The sequence below is a fragment of the Rhodococcus sp. OK519 genome (assembly GCF_003051005.1).
Classification (GTDB): domain Bacteria; phylum Actinomycetota; class Actinomycetes; order Mycobacteriales; family Mycobacteriaceae; genus Prescottella.
Genome location: NZ_QAOW01000004.1, coordinates 196,842 through 211,847 on the forward strand (window position 1 = coordinate 196,842; position 15,006 = coordinate 211,847).

Sequence of the window (15,006 nt, forward strand, 5' to 3'; positions counted from 1 at the left end):
GTTTGCCTTGCCGTTCGCGATGAGCCTCGCGGCCCTAGGGTGGGAACGTGGCCGAAGTGAGATATTTCCCCGAACGTACCGACCGGATACTCATGCGTCTGAGCGCCGAGTTGCCGCCGTCACGACTCGACGGCGGACTCCGCGGACTGAGCAACGCCGCGAGTCACAGCGTCCTGTGGATGGGCGTCGCGGCCGGAATGGGCCTGGCCGGCGGCCGTGCTCGCAGGGCCGCAGTGCGTGGCGCGCTGTCGGTGGCCGGCGCGAGCGCACTGTCGAACGCGGTCCTCAAACCGATGTTCCCGCGCCGTCGTCCGCCCGCCGGCACGACTGAGTTCGCGATGCGACGCGGTCTACCCGCCCCTCGCTCGTCGTCGTTCCCCTCCGGGCACTCCGCGTCCGCCGCAGCCTTCGCCGTGGGAGTCGCACTCGAGTATCCGGCGGCCGGGGTCGCACTCGCGCCCGTCGCGGCCGCGGTCGCGTACTCGCGGGTGCACACCGGAGTCCACTGGCCCTCCGACATCGCAGTGGGAATGGGTGTGGGCGCGGCGGTCGCGCTCGCGACCAGGCGCTGGTGGGCGGTTCGGAACGAGGAACCGGCGACGCTCGGTCCGGATCGGACAACCCAGGCACTGACGGACGGCGACGGGATGATCGTGTTCGTGAACCCGGGGTCCGGCAGCGAGGACGACTCGGTGCGCACCGAGATCGAGGAACGACTCCCGCAGGCACGGATCGTCGAGTTCGACGGCGACCGCGACTTCGACACTCAGATCGACGAGATCGTCGTCGAACGCTCACCGAAGGCACTCGGGGTGTGCGGGGGCGACGGAACTGTCGTGACCGTCGCGGACGCCTCCGTCCGGCACGACCTTCCGCTCGCGGTCTTCCCCGGCGGCACCCTCAACCACTTCGCGCGCGACGCGGGAGTCGGCGACGTCGCATCGACCGCCGAAGCGATCGCGCGTGGCAGCGCGGAACTGGTCGACCTCGGCCGGATCCGGGTCGACGGCCACCAGGAGGCGACATTCGTCAACACCGCGAGCCTGGGCGGATACCCGGACTCGGTCCGACTGCGCGAGCGCTGGCAACCGCGCCTGGGCAAGTGGCCGGCGGCGGCCTTCGCGATGGCACGGGTTCTGGCGTCCGCTCAGCCTCTGGCGGTCACGATCGACGGCGCCGAACACGCCATCTGGATGCTGTTCGTGGGGAACGGCCGCTACTTCCCGACCGATCAGGTGCCGATGTCCCGTCCCGACATTCATCGAGGCACCATCGATGTGCGATACCTGCTGGCTGATCACCGCTTCTCACGACTGCGGCTCATCGCTGCGGCCCTCACCGGAACACTCGGCACCTCACGTACCTACGTGCACAAGAATGCTCCGGCGGTATCGGTCGAAATCGACGGCGACCCAGTCGCGTTGGCGACCGACGGCGAGGTGGTCGCCGACGGCCGCCGTTTCGAGTTCCGCAGCGAACCCCAGCGAGTGGTGCTCTACCGGCAGGTCTAGTCGGATCCGGCGGTATCCCCGGTTTCGGGGGTATCGCCGGTATCGGGGGTATCGCCGGGCCCGCCACTGTCCTTGGCGTCGGGCTTGGGAGCCGGCGGTGCAGGCAACAACGGCTCGAGTGCGGCGCCCGCAATACGCCGGAACGTACGACGCGGCCGGGACTGGTCGAGCACGGCGACCTCGAGGCCCGAGACTCCCAGCGCACGCCGTTCGGAATCACCGTTGCCGGACGGGGTTCCGTCCCGCAACGCGGTCACCGCAACGGACACCGCCTCGGCGAGATCCATTCCCGGACGATACGACTCACGTAGTGCCGTCGCGATCGGCTCGGTGGTTCCGCCCATCACGACGAACTGCTGCTCGTCCACGATCGATCCGTCGTACGTGATCCGGTACAGCTGGGCCTGCGGCGGCGCGCCCTGCGGGCCCACCTCCGCGACACAGATCTCCACCTCGTACGGCTTGGGCTGTTCGGTGAAGATCGTCCCGAGTGTCTGGGCGTACCCGTTGGCCAGCGAACGACCGGTCACATCGCGGCGGTCGTAGGAGTAGCCGCGCATATCGGCATGCACGATTCCCGCCCGGCGCAGGTTCTCGAACTCGTTGTACTTGCCGACGGCCGCGAACCCCAGTCGGTCGTACAGTTCGCTGACCTTGTGCAACGCGGTGGACGGATTCTCCGCCACGAACAGGACTCCGTCGGCGAACGTCAGCACGATGACACTCCGGCCGCGCGCGATTCCCTTGCGCGCCAACTCCGAGCGATCGCGCATGATCTGCTCGGCGGAGGCGTAGTACGGCAGCGTCATCGCGGTGTGCTTCCTTCCTCGGTGCGGCCGGCCACGACCGCGCGAGCCAATTCGGCAGTCCGCTCCGCCGGCACGTTCACCGCGCCGGTCGAGGTGATGGACACCGCCGTCGGGTAGATCGAGCGCACCAGGTCGGGCCCGCCGGTGGCGGAGTCGTCGTCGGCTGCGTCGTACAGCGCTTCGATGGCCATCCGCAGGGCCGAATCCTCATCGGCGCCTTCGCGATACAGCTTCTTGAGCGACGACTTCGCGAACAGTGATCCGGAACCGATGGCGTGGTAGCCGGCCCGCTCCTCGTACCGTCCGCCGACCACGTCGTAGGACACGATGCGACCCGCGCGTTCGGGGTCGGCTGCATCCAGATCGAAGCCGACGAGCAACGGGACGACCGCAAGGCCCTGCATCGCGGCCCCGAGATTGCCGCGGACCATCGAGGACAGCCTGTTGGCCTTGCCATCGAAGGTGAGTTGGACGCCCTCGATCTTCTCGTAGTGTTCGAGTTCGACGGCGAACAGCCGGACCAGTTCTATGGCGACACCGGCAGTGCCGGCGATTCCGGCTGCCGAGTAGTCGTCGGTGACGAACACCTTCTCGACGTCGCGGCTGGCGATCAGGTTGCCCATCGTGGCGCGCCGGTCACCGGCGATCACGACGCCGCCGGCGAACGTCAACGCCACGATCGTGGTGCCGTGCGGCGCCACGTCTCCGTCGGAACCGTTGCGGTTCATGTCGATTCGATTGCCGGGCAGCATCTCCGGCGCGTGGAGGCGCAGGTACTCGGTGAAGGAGGACAGATTCGAGGCGAACCCCGACCCGAGTCCGGCACCGAGGCCGCCAACAGTCGACGGCGCCCCTGCACGACCGGCCGTCACTGGCCGCCCTTCTGGACGTACGCGCGGACGAAGTCCTCGGCGTTCTCCTCGAGCACGTCGTCGATCTCGTCGAGCAGATCGTCGGTTTCCTCTGCGAGCTTCTCGCGCCGTTCCTGCCCGGCTGCGCCTTCGCCGATCGGGGCATCGTCGTCGTCGCCGCCACCAGCGCGCTTGGTCTGCTCCTGAGCCATAGCCACCGACCTCCTCTTCACCGCGGACCGAACCGGAGCAACCCTCCGGCGGTCCGTCCTGCTCGGACCCTAACCCTACCGACCGACAGTGGCCGTGGGGTTGCAAGCGCGCGGCGCGATTCTCCGGCGTAATCAGTTCGTAAGCTGATCCACCAGCTCAGCCGCCGAATCCACCGAGTCCAGCAGCTTCCCGACATGAGCGCGGCTGCCGCGCAACGGCTCGAGCGTCGGGATGCGCACCAGCGATTCGCCGCCCAGATCGAAGATCACCGAATCCCAGCTGGCCGCTGCGATGTCGGCACCGAAGCGGCGCAGACACTCACCCCGGAAGAAGGCCCGGGTGTCGGTCGGCGGGTTGTGTACCGCGTCGAGCACCGATTGTTCGGACACGAGCCGCTCCATCGAGCCACGCGCGACCAGGCGGTTGTACAGGCCCTTATCGAGCCGGACGTCCGAGTACTGCAAGTCGATCATGTGCAGCCGCGGCGCCGACCACGCCAGGCCCTCACGATTGCGGAAGCCCTCGAGCAGGCGCAGTTTGGCGGGCCAGTCCAGCAGGTGTGCGCACTCCATCGGGTCGCGCTCGAGTAGATCCAGCACCATCGCCCATTTGTCGATGATGTCCGCCACCCGCGGATCGTCGTTGCCCTCCCGGTCGACGAACGTGGCGACGCGGTCGAGGTAGATCCGCTGCAGTGCAAGACCGGTCAGCTCGCGGCCGTCGGCGAGCGCGACAGTTGCCCGCAATGTCGGATCGTGACTGATGTGGTGGACCGCGGTGACCGGACGAGCGAGCTGGAGGTCGGTCAGGTCGACGCCAGCCTCGATGAGGTCGAGCACCAGTGCCGTCGTACCGACCTTGAGGTACGTCGACATCTCCGCCAGGTTCGCATCACCGATGATGACGTGCAGCCGTCGATACTTGTCGGCGTCCGCATGCGGTTCGTCGCGGGTATTGATGATGCCCCGCTTGAGTGTGGTCTCGAGTCCGACCTCCACCTCGATGTAGTCGGCCCGCTGCGACAACTGGAACCCGGCCTCGTCCCCGGACTGGCCGATGCCGACGCGGCCCGAACCGCAGATCACCTGCCGCGATGCGAAGAACGGGGCGAGCCCGGTGATCACCGCCGAGAACGGCGTCGCCCGGGACATGAGGTAATTCTCGTGCGTGCCGTACGAGGCGCCCTTGCCGTCGACGTTGTTCTTGTACAACTGCAGTCGCGGCGCGCCGGGAACGCTCGACGCATGCCGGGCCGCGGCCTCCATCACCCGTTCGCCCGCCTTGTCCCAGATGACGGCGTCGATAGGATCGGTGACCTCGGGTGCCGAGTACTCGGGATGCGCGTGATCGACGTACAGCCGCGCCCCGTTGGTGAGGATCATGTTGGCGGCGCCCACCTCGTCGGCGTCGATCACCGGAGCGGGACCGTTGAGCCTGCCCAGATCGAATCCACGAGCGTCCCGCAACGGCGACTCCACCTCGTAGTCCCACCGGGTGCGCTTGGCCCGCGGAACACCCGCGGCCGCCGCATAGGCCAGCACTGCCTGCGTGGAGGTCAGAATCGGATTCGCCGAAGGCTCGCTGGGCGAAGAGATACCGTACTCGACCTCGATACCGATGATCCGCTGCATGGCACGAGCCTAGATCGTTCGAGGCGTTCGCATCCCGACGACAGCGTGGAACGTGTCATCGATCCTCGCCGATCCGGCACTGGAGGTACGTATCGGCGCCGATTCTGCGTAGAACCATCCCCACCGGCCCTGGTGCCCACCGCGCCGATCTGTCTTTCTCCAGCCGAGGATCCGTGAGGTGCACTGTTCGGCCGCGAACGGTGATGTCGCACTCCCCCGCCGCGACGACGTTGCGCGCCCAGTCACTGTTCGAACCGTAGGTCAGCGCGAATCGATAGCCGTTTCCGATCCGAAACGCATTGACCGGCGTCGTGTAACTCCGACCGGAGCGTCGACCACGGTGATGCATCAGCGCGAAGCCCGGCAAGCGTCCGGCGACGTGGACCACGGCGCGATTGAGTCCCACCCGGTTGGCCCGCGCGAGTGAACGTGGAAGGGGCACGGCGTCACCACCTCTCGTCCCCGCCAGCGTATCCCGACCAGCGACACTTGACCCTGACACAGTGGCAAGGACTCGAATAGTCGACGAAGGAGGTGGTTGTCGTGAATACAACCAACCACGGTGGGCCCGTTGCTCACCTCGTCGACGCTCGCGCCGCTCTCGCCGCCACGAACCCGTCGGCTCGCTTGCGCGCGGCCCTCTCGGCCGGCACCGAGGGCGATCCCCAGATGGCGGATGCACTCGTCGCCAGGTGCGCGGTCGAGCCGGACTTCTACGTCCGCGACATGCTGACCTGGGCGTTGTGCCGACTGCCCGCCGCGATCACGGTGCCGAGACTGCTCACCGAACTGACGTCGGACACCGGACAGGCCCGCAGCCAGGCCCTGCACACGCTGTCGAAGATCGGGGATCGGAGCGCGTGGCCCGCGGTGACGACCCTGCTGCACGACGAGCACGACGAGGCCGCCCGCAGCGCGTGGCGGGCATCCGTCGCGTTGGTGCCGGACGGCGAAAAGGCCGTCCTCGCCGCGGACCTCACCCGGGAACTCGGACGCGGTGACGTGCAACGTCAGCTGAGCCTGAGCCGTGCGCTGGTGGCGCTCGGGGATGCGGCTCTGCCGGTCCTCGACGCGGCGGCAGGAAGCCTCGATCCGCGGATCCATGCCCATGTCGAGGCCACGCTGGGGCTATTCCGAGACCCCGAAAGCGGGTTCACCCTTTCACTCGACATCGCGAAGCGCGTCGCGATCACCGGCCCGGACACCTAGGAGGAGATACAAATGCTGATCGGCGAGGTCTCGCGGCGCTCCGGTGTCAGTGCGCGGATGCTGCGGCACTACGACGCGTTGGGTCTGGTGCAGCCCACAGGTCGCACGGCGGGCGGCTACCGCGAGTACTCGGCTGACGACATCCGACGGCTCTTTCACGTCGAGAGCCTGCGGACGCTGGGGTTGTCGTTGGACGAGTCCAAGCGGGCGCTCGACGAAACCGATTTCGCGCCGACGGATCTGGTCGGCGACCTCATCCGCCACACGCGGCGGAGGATCGCCGCCGAGGAGGAACTGCTCGCGCGACTCGAGCACGTCAACGCCGCGGCCCCCGAGGAATGGGACGACGCTTTGCGGATCGTCGCACTCCTCCAGGGGCTCGGCTCCGAGTCTGCGGCACGTCGACAACAGGCGGTCCTGTCCCAGGACGGTCCGACGGCGCTGCCGATCGAGGCACTGGTCGACGCTGCCCTCTCGGAGGACGACCTCAACGTCGCAGGGGCACTCCACTGGTCGTTGGCCAGGTCCGGTGAGGGACTCGCGGCCCTCGCCGTCGGCCTCGACTCGGAGGCCGTCGATGTGCGGCGTCGCGCCGCGGCCGCGATTGCCGAAGTGCACACCGGCGAAGCCGCGGCACTTCTGACACGAGCCCTGCGCGATACGGACGCCACGATCCGAGGGCGCGCCGCCCTGGCCCTGGGTTCTCGGGGCAGCGCAGATTCGATTCCTACCCTCCTCGAGATGGTCCTGGAGGGGCACCGCGACGTCGAGGCCGCCGAGGTGCTGGGAGCACTGACAGCGGTCTCGATCCCCGCCGAGGACGTCGTCGAGCTCCTACTGGACGAGCTGGGCGACGCGGATGACCCGCCCAGGCGGCTGCGAATCACGCAGGCGCTTGCCGAGATTCCCGGTCCCGAGGCCAGGGGCGTCCTCACTCGACTCACCCGCGACGGCAATCGGACGATCGCGGCCACTGCCGCGGCGATCGTCCGCGCGCAGGACAATGCGCGGGCTCGGCGTTCGAGACCCCGCTGATCGGGGGGATATGTCGATCTTCGTGAATGAACTGGACGGTTGGTCTACAGTCCTGCAGTGATCCAGATCACTGCTACCGGCGGAGCTGATGTGACCCGAAGGACTCTCTCCCGGCGCGGTTTTCTCACCGCCGGCATAGGAGCAGCCGCCGCAGTCGCGGCCGGCTCGCTGCTTCCGCCATCGCTGCAACGGGCACTGGCCGCACCGGTACCACCGGGGAACTTGGACTCGGTCGAGCATGTGGTCCTCCTCATGCAGGAGAACCGGTCGTTCGATCACTACTACGGGACCCTGCGCGGGGTGCGGGGGTTCGGCGACCCCAACGCACTGCAGTTGCGGACCGGGTCCACCGTCTTCGAGCAGCCGGCGGCCGACGGCCGGGTACTGCCGTTCCCGATCCGGGATTCGGCCTCCGCGCAGCGCATGGACGTCCAGAACGTCACCGGACTGGACCACAGCTGGGAGGGCGGGCACCAGGCCCTCGCGGACGGCTGGCACGACGGCTGGATCGCAGCCAAGACCGGCACGACGATGGCCTACTACGACCGCCAGGACATCCCGTTCCACTACGAACTCGCGGACGCGTTCACCATCTGCGACGCCTACCACTGCTCGGTGCCGACGTCGACCAGCCCGAACCGCAACTACTGGGTGTCCGGGTACACCGGATTCGAGCCGCCCGGCCTCAATCCGTTCGGCTCGATGGATGCGTTGGGGGTGTCCGGGTCGTCGGAGCCGGCGGGCCCGGAAGGGCGCGCCGTCACCAACGCCGCCTACAACCCCTGGCACGCCGGCTACGGGTGGCCCACCGTTCCCGAGCGGCTACAGGCCGCCGGCATCACCTGGAAGACGTACCAGGAGTGGGACAATTTCGGCGACAACAACCTCGAGTACTTCACCACCTTCAAGAAGGTTGGTGCCCGCCTCCTCGGCAACCCCGGCCTGATCCCCTATGAGCTGCAGACTCTGGCCGGGTTCTATCTCGCGCTACCCGAGTTGCCGACCGCCGCCCAGGACGTGGCGGTGGGTGCGCTCGAGGTCGCGGTGAACGGACTCTCCCCCGCCGACCGGCAGCTGTACGACCGCGCGCTCTACCGCTCACGGCCGGGGACCCTTGCCGCCGAGTTCCGTGACGACGTCGAGTCCGGCAGACTGCCGCAGGTCAGCTATCTGGTTCCGCCCGAGGTCGATTCGGAGCATCCGTCCGGATCGTCGCCCGCGGCGAGCGCGACGTTGCTCTACGAGGTACTCGACGCTATCGCCTCCGATCCGGACCTCTGGTCGAAGACGGCCGTGATCGTCAACTTCGACGAGAACGACGGCTACTTCGACCACGTGCCACCGCCGCGTCCACCACTGTCGGCCGATACCGAATGGGTGGCGGGTCAGCCGCTCGGGCTCGGTCCGCGGGTGCCGATGACGATCATCTCACCGTGGACCGTGGGCGGATTCGTGTGCTCCCAGCTGTTCGACCACACAGCGGTCACGCAGTTCCTGGAGAAGCGCTTCGGGATCAGTCAACCGGAAATCGACCCGTGGCGTCGGACGGTGAGCGGAGACCTGATGTCGGCGTTCGACTTCGCCACACCGCGGAGCCGGCCCACTCTCACCCGACCACAGCCCACCCCGCCTCTGGAACCGCGATGGACGCCGACTCCACCCGTCGACCAGCGAACTCCTCAGCAGGAGGAGGGTGTCCGCCCGGCCCGCGCGCTGCCGTACCAGCCCGACGCGCACGTGACCCTGGATCCCGCAGCCCGTTCGTTGAGGTTGCGACTGGTCAACACCGGGGCCGCCTCGGCGCACCTGGCCCTGTACCCCTATGCCGGCGAGTTCGACGTACCGCGGCACTACGACGTCCTCGGCGAAAGCGCCGACACGGTGCCCCTGAATGCCTCGCGCTACAGCCTGACACTTCTGGGCCCCAACGGTTTCCGGCGCGAGTTCGACGGTTCGACCGACGCAGCCGCGGCTGAACTCGACGTGTCCTCGATGATCGACACCGCGACGCGGGCGCTCGCCCTGACCGTGGACAACCGGGGAGCCCGGGACCTGAACGTCGAGGTCGACGGTCAGCGGCGTCGGATCACGGCCGGCGGATCCGAATCACTGACGGTGTCGTCGACGAACGGATGGTACGAGGCCACCGTGTCCGTCGACGAGGACCCCCACTTCCGGCGACGACTCGTCGGTCACGTCGAGAACGGACAGGACAGCGTCAGTCAGCTGACATGACGGTGTCGCCGGCGCCCCGGCAACGAACGACATAAACCCGAGAGTCCACTAGGAGGACCCGTGCGTCGTATCCGGCTCGTTTCGCTGATCATGACCGGCTCGCTGGTGCTCGGAGGTGGGATTGCGGCCGCGCAGAGCGGCTTCCCCACGTCCGGAAGTGGAAGTGGAAGTAGCACTGCGCTGACACCGTCCTATTTGAAGGACGATGCAGGCCGTTCACTGATCCTGCGCGGGTTCAACACGGCCTCGAGTGCAAAGAATGCGCCGGACGGTATGCCGGACTTCACCGAAGCAGATCTCGACCGCGAATACGCGGACATGGGAACCAACTTCGTGCGGTTCCTGATCTCCTGGCGCTCGATCGAACCCGCGCCGGGCGTGTACGACCAGCAGTATCTGGACCGTGTCGCGGATCGGGTCGGCTGGTACGCCGAACGCCGCTACAAGGTGATGCTCGACATGCACCAGGATCTGTACTCCGGGGCGATCACCTCAGACGGCGACGGCGGAAACGGCGCCGGCAACATCGGCAACGGCGCGCCGGCCTGGGCGACGTACATGGACGGGCTTCCGGTGGAGCCTCAGCCCCGGTGGGAGCTGTACTACATCCAGCCCGGTGTGATGCGCGCGTTCGACAACTTCTGGAACACCACCGGCAAGCACCCGGAGCTCACCGAGCACTACGCGAACGCGTGGCGTGCGGTTGCCGCGCGTTTCGCCGACAACGATGCCGTCGTGGCCTACGACCTGATGAACGAGCCCTGGGGAGGCACCCTGCTGGGCCCGGAGTTCGAGTCCGGACCACTTGCATCGCTGTACCAGCGGACCACCGACGCCATCCGACAGGTCGACCAGGACACCTGGGTGTGCGTGGCCCCGCAGGCGATCGGCGTCAATCAGGGTCTGCCCAGCGGGCTCACCAAGATCGACGATCCCCGCGCGGGTGAGCAGCGGATCGCCTACTGCCCGCACCTCTACCCACTGCCCCTCGACATCGGTGGCGGACACGAGGGCCTGGCACGCACGCTCACCGACGTGACCGTCGACGCCTGGCGCGCCAACACCGTCCACACCGCCGGAGTGCTCGGTGACGTGCCGATCATCCTCGGCGAATTCGGCCTGGACACCACACTGCCCGGCGCCCGGGACTACATCGAACGCGTCTACGCGACCGCGCGCGAGATGGGCGCCGGAGTCTCGTACTGGTCCAGCGATCCCGGCCCCTGGGGCCCGTACCTTCCCGACGGCACCGAGACGCTGCTGGTCGACACCCTGAACAAGCCGTACCCGCGTGCAGTCGCCGGCACCCCGGTCGAGTGGTCGTCGACCACGGATCGCCTCCAGCTCACGATCGAGCCGGATGCCGCCGTCAGCGCCCCCACGGAGATCTATCTCCCGGAAGCCGGGTTCCCGGGCGACGCCCGGGTCGACGGCGCCGATGTCGTGGGCTGGAACCGCGAGAGTCGATTGCTCACGGTGCGGACGCCGACCGATTCGGGCACCGTGACTGTCACTGTGACCCCGGCAGCCTGATCCGGCGAAAGCGATGAACGGTCGTCGATGCGACGATGGCTTCATGGAGGAAGTCGTTGCGGTCTACGACGCACAGGGTGAACCGATCGGCACTGCGCCGCGCTCACGGGTGTACGCGGAGGGACTGTGGCACGCCAGCGCCGGCGTCCTGTTGCGCTCGCTCGACGGCTCGCGCATCTATGTGCACCGCCGGACGCCCCAGAAGGCCGTGTTCGCGAGCATGCACGACTGTCTTGCCGGTGGCGTCGTCGATCCCGGCGAGACACCGGAACAGACCGCGCGCCGCGAGTTGGAGGAGGAACTGGGGGTTACGGGCGTCGAACTGACCCCGATTTCCCGGATCGCGTGGGACGGGACGTGGAACGGCGCGCCGCTGCGGTGCCACCTGTTCGCGTTCGAGACGCGCTACGACGGGCCGATCCGCCATCAGCCCAGCGAGATCACCGACGGCTGGTGGTGGACCGCGGACGAACTCCACACGCACCTGCAGGACCCGGAGTGGCCGTTCGTTCCGGACACCCGGGCCCTGCTGGCCGACTACCTCGGCTGACGCTGGGACTAGAGGTACTGACCCGTGTTCGACTCGGTGTCGATGGCACGGCTCGCGCTGGCGTTCTTCCCCGTGACGAGTGTGCGAATGTAGACGATCCGCTCGCCCTTCTTGCCTGAGATCCTCGCCCAGTCGTCCGGGTTGGTGGTGTTCGGCAGGTCCTCGTTCTCCGAGAACTCGTCGACAATCGAATCGAAGACGTGCTGCACCCGCAGACCTGGCGACCCCGTCTCGAGCACCGCCTTGATCGCGTACTTCTTGGAGCGGTCCACGATGTTCTGGATCATCGCGCCCGAGTTGAAGTCCTTGAAGTACAGGACCTCCTTGTCACCGTTCGCATACGTGACCTCGAGGAACCGGTTGTCGTCGCTCTCGGCGTACATCCGGTCCACGACCCGTTCGATCATCGCCTTGACGCACGCTGCGCGATCGCCGTTGAACTCGGCGAGGTCGTCGGCGTGGACGGGCAGCGTCTCGGTGAGGTACTTCGAGAAGATGTCCTGCGCCGACTCGGCATCGGGCCGTTCGATCTTGATCTTCACATCGAGGCGCCCGGGGCGCAGGATCGCGGGGTCGATCATGTCCTCGCGGTTGGACGCGCCGATCACGATGACGTTCTCGAGCCCCTCGACGCCGTCGATCTCGCTGAGCAACTGCGGCACGACCGTCGTCTCGACGTCGGACGACACCCCCGATCCGCGGGTGCGGAAGATCGAGTCCATCTCGTCGAAGAACACGATCACGGGTGTGCCCTCGGAGGCCTTTTCCCGGGCCCGCTGGAAGATCATCCGGATATGCCGCTCGGTCTCACCGACGAACTTGTTGAGCAGCTCGGGACCCTTGATGTTGAGGAAGTAGGACTTGGCCTCCTTGCTGTCCTCGCCCCGGGACTCCGCAATCTTCTTGGCCAGCGAGTTCGCGACGGCCTTCGCGATCAGCGTCTTACCGCAGCCCGGAGGCCCGTAGAGCAGCACGCCCTTCGGCGGCCGCAGCGCGTACTCGTGGAACAGATCCTTGTGGAGGAACGGCAGTTCGACGGCATCTCGGATCTGTTCGATCTGCCGACCCAGTCCACCGATGTCGTGGTAGCCGACATCCGGGACTTCCTCGAGCACCAGGTCCTCGACCTCGGCCTTCGGGATGCGCTCGAACGCATACCCCGCTTTGGTGTCGACCAGGAGGGAGTCGCCGGGCCGCAGGCGGCGGGTGGGGGAATCCGGATCCGTGACGATGTCGGCCTCGGCGATCTCCGCAAGCGGGGCGGCGAGCCACACGACCCGCTCCTCGTCCGCGTGACCGACCACGAGCGCACGTTGCCCGTCGTCGAGAACCTCACGCAGAGCGCAGATCTCACCGATGCTCTCGAACCGCGACGCCTCGACGATCGTGAGCGCCTCGTTGAGGCGGACCGTCTGGCCCAGCTGAAGGGTGTCGGTCGCGACGTTGGGCGAGCACGTGAGGCGCATCTTGCGTCCCGACGTGAAGACGTCCACGGTCTGATCCTCGTGGACAGCGAGCAGGATGCCGTACCCACTGGGGGGCTGGCCGAGCCGGTCGACCTCTTCCCGGAGGGCGATGAGCTGCTGCCGGGCCTCTTTGAGCGTGTCCATCAACTTGCCGTTGCGAACGGTGAGCGAATCCAGTCGGGACTCGAGTTCGCGCAACTGCTCGGGGGATTCCGCGAGTTGCCTACGGAGCGCCGCTGTTTCTGCCCGCAGCGCATCGAGTTCACGTGCCGCGGCAACCGGGTCCGGATTCTCTGTCGGGTTCATGTGCAGCTCCTCCCAGTCCGATCTATCAACGCTACCGGCAGCGCGGGCAAAGCGGGGTGTGACACGGGCTCGAACTCCTTCGAGACCCAGTCGTCGGCGAGCCGTGACGCACGTCATCGGTTCGAAACGCCCATGTTAGCCTTACCTTCCTACCGGCCGGTCGTGTCCGATCGTGCCCCCGTAACGAAAGGTCCCACCGTGATCATCCGTAAATCCCTCGTCGCCGTCGGCGTGCTGGTCGCCGCCCTCGGAATGACTGCGTGCAGCTCGGACGATTCGTCGGACACGGCCTCGACCACCGCGGCCACCTCGGCAGTCCCGTCCACGACCGCTTCGGCATCGTCGGCCGACGCTGCTGCACCGTCCGCGCAGGTCCTGCAGGAACAGCTGACGACCTTCTTCGATCCCGCCACCACCGTCGAGCAGAAGGCCGCGGTGATCGAGGACGGAACCGGGCGCACAGCCCTGCTCGGACAGTTCAACGACGTGCTCGCGGGCTACCCGCTGACGGCGACGGTGGGCGAGGTGGCCGTCGACGGTGACACCGTCGTTGCAACCACGCAGATCGCGGGCCCGCACGGTGGCGCACCGGTCCCGGTCACCTTCGTCCAGAAGGACGGCTCCTGGGTCATCGCGGACGCCAGCACCTGTGAGATCTTCGGCATGGGACGACTCTCCTGCTCCTGATCTCCTGATCACACGAAAGGGCCCGTCGCGCAACTTCGCGCGACGGGCCCTTTCGTGGTTCGGGCGGGCTCTCTCAGCCTTTGCCGGGGCGCCGCTGCGGCTTGGGGGTCACCGTGCCCTCGGCGAGACGTCGGGCGGTGACGAGGAAGGCGGTGTGACCCTGCATCCGGTGCTCCGGGCGCACCGCGAGGCCGACAACGTGCCAGCCACGAACGATCGACTCCCACGAGCGCGGTTCGGTCCAGCATTCCTGCTCGCGCATCGCCTCGACGACCTTGGACAGCTGCGTCGTGGTCGCGACGTAGACGACCAGGACGCCGCCCGGGACGAGGGCCTTCGACACGGCGGGCAGGACGTCCCACGGCGCCAGCATGTCGAGCACGACGCGGTCGACCTTGCCGTCGACGTCGGCGTCGTACTCGGCGAGATCGGCGATCGTCAGATCCCAGTTCTCGGGCCGGCCACCGAAGAACGTCTCGACGTTGCGGACGGCGTGCTCGGCATGGTCCTCGCGGACCTCGTAAGACGTGACCCGGCCGGTCGGTCCGACGGCCCGCAGCAGCGAGCAGGTCAGCGCGCCCGAACCCGCTCCTGCCTCGAGCACTCGCGCGCCGGGGAAGACGTCGCCCTCATGGACGATCTGCGCCGCATCCTTCGGGTAGATCACCTGGGCGCCGCGCGGCATCGACAGCACGTAGTCGGTGAGCAATGGGCGCAGCGCGAGGTACGGGGTCCCGTTGGTGGAGGTGACGACGCAGCCCTCGTCGGTCCCGATCAGGGCGTCGTGCAGGATTCCGCCGCGGTGGGTGTGGAACTCCTTTCCGGGTTCCAGGATCACCGTGTACTTGCGCCCCTTGGCATCGGTGAGTTGGACGCGGTCACCGACCTGAAACGGTCCGCTACGTCCCAGTCCGCCTGATGCCATCTCGCGCCCACTCCATTCGTTCGAGGTGCCCGACACAGTGTCGGA

The 15,006-nt window shown here is 67.5% G+C and carries 14 protein-coding genes; 7 read left to right on the forward strand and 7 right to left on the reverse strand.

Going from position 1 to position 15,006, the window contains the following annotated elements; all coding sequences use genetic code 11:
- Positions 1-92: 92 nt before the first annotated feature.
- The gene (locus tag C8K36_RS13265; protein ID WP_107984960.1) at positions 93-1,511 is read left to right on the forward strand and encodes a bifunctional phosphatase PAP2/diacylglycerol kinase family protein; all 1,419 of its coding nucleotides are present in this window, start codon (positions 93-95) and stop codon (positions 1,509-1,511) included.
- Here C8K36_RS13265 and prcA read toward each other — a convergent pair.
- The 5 genes from prcA to C8K36_RS13290 all read right to left on the reverse strand — a co-directional run bounded on the left by prcA (position 1,508) and on the right by C8K36_RS13290 (position 5,457).
- Positions 1,508-2,320 (reverse strand): proteasome subunit alpha, encoded by an 813-nt coding sequence (gene prcA, locus C8K36_RS13270; RefSeq protein ID WP_107984961.1) that lies wholly within the window; start codon positions 2,318-2,320, stop codon positions 1,508-1,510. The two genes, C8K36_RS13265 and prcA, sit on opposite strands and share 4 nt — an antisense overlap.
- Complete coding sequence (gene prcB / locus C8K36_RS13275; protein ID WP_258195418.1) at positions 2,317-3,072, reverse strand: proteasome subunit beta; 756 nt, start codon at positions 3,070-3,072, stop codon at positions 2,317-2,319. Before prcB ends, prcA begins: the two co-directional genes overlap by 4 nt.
- A gap of 116 nt (positions 3,073-3,188) precedes the next feature.
- Positions 3,189-3,383 (reverse strand): ubiquitin-like protein Pup, encoded by a 195-nt coding sequence (locus C8K36_RS13280; protein WP_107984963.1) that lies wholly within the window; start codon positions 3,381-3,383, stop codon positions 3,189-3,191.
- Between the two features lie 132 nt (positions 3,384-3,515).
- A complete protein-coding gene (gene dop / locus C8K36_RS13285; RefSeq protein WP_107984964.1) occupies positions 3,516-5,015 on the reverse strand; it encodes a depupylase/deamidase Dop in 1,500 nt (499 codons plus the stop codon).
- Positions 5,016-5,070: 55 nt separating this feature from the next.
- Entirely contained in the window at positions 5,071-5,457 is a 387-nt protein-coding gene (locus C8K36_RS13290; RefSeq protein ID WP_181319535.1) for a nitroreductase family deazaflavin-dependent oxidoreductase, read from the reverse strand.
- Positions 5,458-5,549: 92 nt separating this feature from the next.
- Here C8K36_RS13290 and C8K36_RS13295 point away from each other — a divergent pair, with 92 nt between their 5' ends.
- The 5 genes from C8K36_RS13295 to C8K36_RS13315 all read left to right on the forward strand — a co-directional run bounded on the left by C8K36_RS13295 (position 5,550) and on the right by C8K36_RS13315 (position 11,577).
- The gene (locus tag C8K36_RS13295) at positions 5,550-6,224 is read left to right on the forward strand and encodes a HEAT repeat domain-containing protein (RefSeq protein WP_181319536.1); all 675 of its coding nucleotides are present in this window, start codon (positions 5,550-5,552) and stop codon (positions 6,222-6,224) included.
- A 12-nt stretch (positions 6,225-6,236) separates the two neighbouring features.
- The gene (locus C8K36_RS13300; RefSeq protein WP_107984966.1) at positions 6,237-7,259 is read left to right on the forward strand and encodes a HEAT repeat domain-containing protein; all 1,023 of its coding nucleotides are present in this window, start codon (positions 6,237-6,239) and stop codon (positions 7,257-7,259) included.
- A gap of 90 nt (positions 7,260-7,349) precedes the next feature.
- Complete coding sequence (locus C8K36_RS13305; RefSeq protein WP_107985192.1) at positions 7,350-9,494, forward strand: phosphocholine-specific phospholipase C; 2,145 nt, start codon at positions 7,350-7,352, stop codon at positions 9,492-9,494.
- Positions 9,495-9,554: 60 nt separating this feature from the next.
- Complete coding sequence (locus C8K36_RS13310; protein WP_107984967.1) at positions 9,555-11,027, forward strand: cellulase family glycosylhydrolase; 1,473 nt, start codon at positions 9,555-9,557, stop codon at positions 11,025-11,027.
- Between the two features lie 43 nt (positions 11,028-11,070).
- Positions 11,071-11,577, forward strand: coding sequence for an NUDIX hydrolase (locus tag C8K36_RS13315; protein ID WP_107984968.1), 507 nt, complete (start codon positions 11,071-11,073; stop codon positions 11,575-11,577).
- A gap of 8 nt (positions 11,578-11,585) precedes the next feature.
- Here C8K36_RS13315 and arc read toward each other — a convergent pair whose 3' ends face one another.
- Positions 11,586-13,349 (reverse strand): proteasome ATPase, encoded by a 1,764-nt coding sequence (gene arc, locus C8K36_RS13320; RefSeq protein ID WP_107984969.1) that lies wholly within the window; start codon positions 13,347-13,349, stop codon positions 11,586-11,588.
- 198 nt (positions 13,350-13,547) lie between these two features.
- On the opposite strand from arc, the gene C8K36_RS13325 reads away from it, so the two are divergent.
- A complete protein-coding gene (locus C8K36_RS13325) occupies positions 13,548-14,036 on the forward strand; it encodes a hypothetical protein (RefSeq protein ID WP_107984970.1) in 489 nt (162 codons plus the stop codon).
- 73 nt (positions 14,037-14,109) lie between these two features.
- Here the strand turns inward: C8K36_RS13325 and C8K36_RS13330 are convergent, their stop codons facing one another.
- Positions 14,110-14,961: a tRNA (adenine-N1)-methyltransferase gene (locus C8K36_RS13330; protein WP_107984971.1), complete on the reverse strand. Its 852-nt coding sequence runs from the start codon at positions 14,959-14,961 to the stop codon at positions 14,110-14,112.
- Positions 14,962-15,006: the final 45 nt, after the last annotated feature.

Excerpts from the sequence above, each read along its gene's own strand:
- C8K36_RS13330 (WP_107984971.1), bottom strand. The coding sequence starts at position 14,961 with ATGGCATCAGGCGGACTGGGACGTAGCGGACCGTTTCAGGTCGGTGAC.
- C8K36_RS13300 (WP_107984966.1), top strand. The coding sequence starts at position 6,237 with ATGCTGATCGGCGAGGTCTCGCGGCGCTCCGGTGTCAGTGCGCGGATG.
- C8K36_RS13280 (WP_107984963.1), bottom strand. The coding sequence starts at position 3,383 with ATGGCTCAGGAGCAGACCAAGCGCGCTGGTGGCGGCGACGACGACGAT.
- C8K36_RS13315 (WP_107984968.1), top strand. The coding sequence starts at position 11,071 with ATGGAGGAAGTCGTTGCGGTCTACGACGCACAGGGTGAACCGATCGGC.
- C8K36_RS13265 (WP_107984960.1), top strand. The coding sequence starts at position 93 with ATGCGTCTGAGCGCCGAGTTGCCGCCGTCACGACTCGACGGCGGACTC.
- arc (WP_107984969.1), bottom strand. The coding sequence starts at position 13,349 with ATGAACCCGACAGAGAATCCGGACCCGGTTGCCGCGGCACGTGAACTC.
- prcB (WP_258195418.1), bottom strand. The coding sequence starts at position 3,072 with ATGCTGCCCGGCAATCGAATCGACATGAACCGCAACGGTTCCGACGGA.
- dop (WP_107984964.1), bottom strand. The coding sequence starts at position 5,015 with ATGCAGCGGATCATCGGTATCGAGGTCGAGTACGGTATCTCTTCGCCC.
- prcA (WP_107984961.1), bottom strand. The coding sequence starts at position 2,320 with ATGACGCTGCCGTACTACGCCTCCGCCGAGCAGATCATGCGCGATCGC.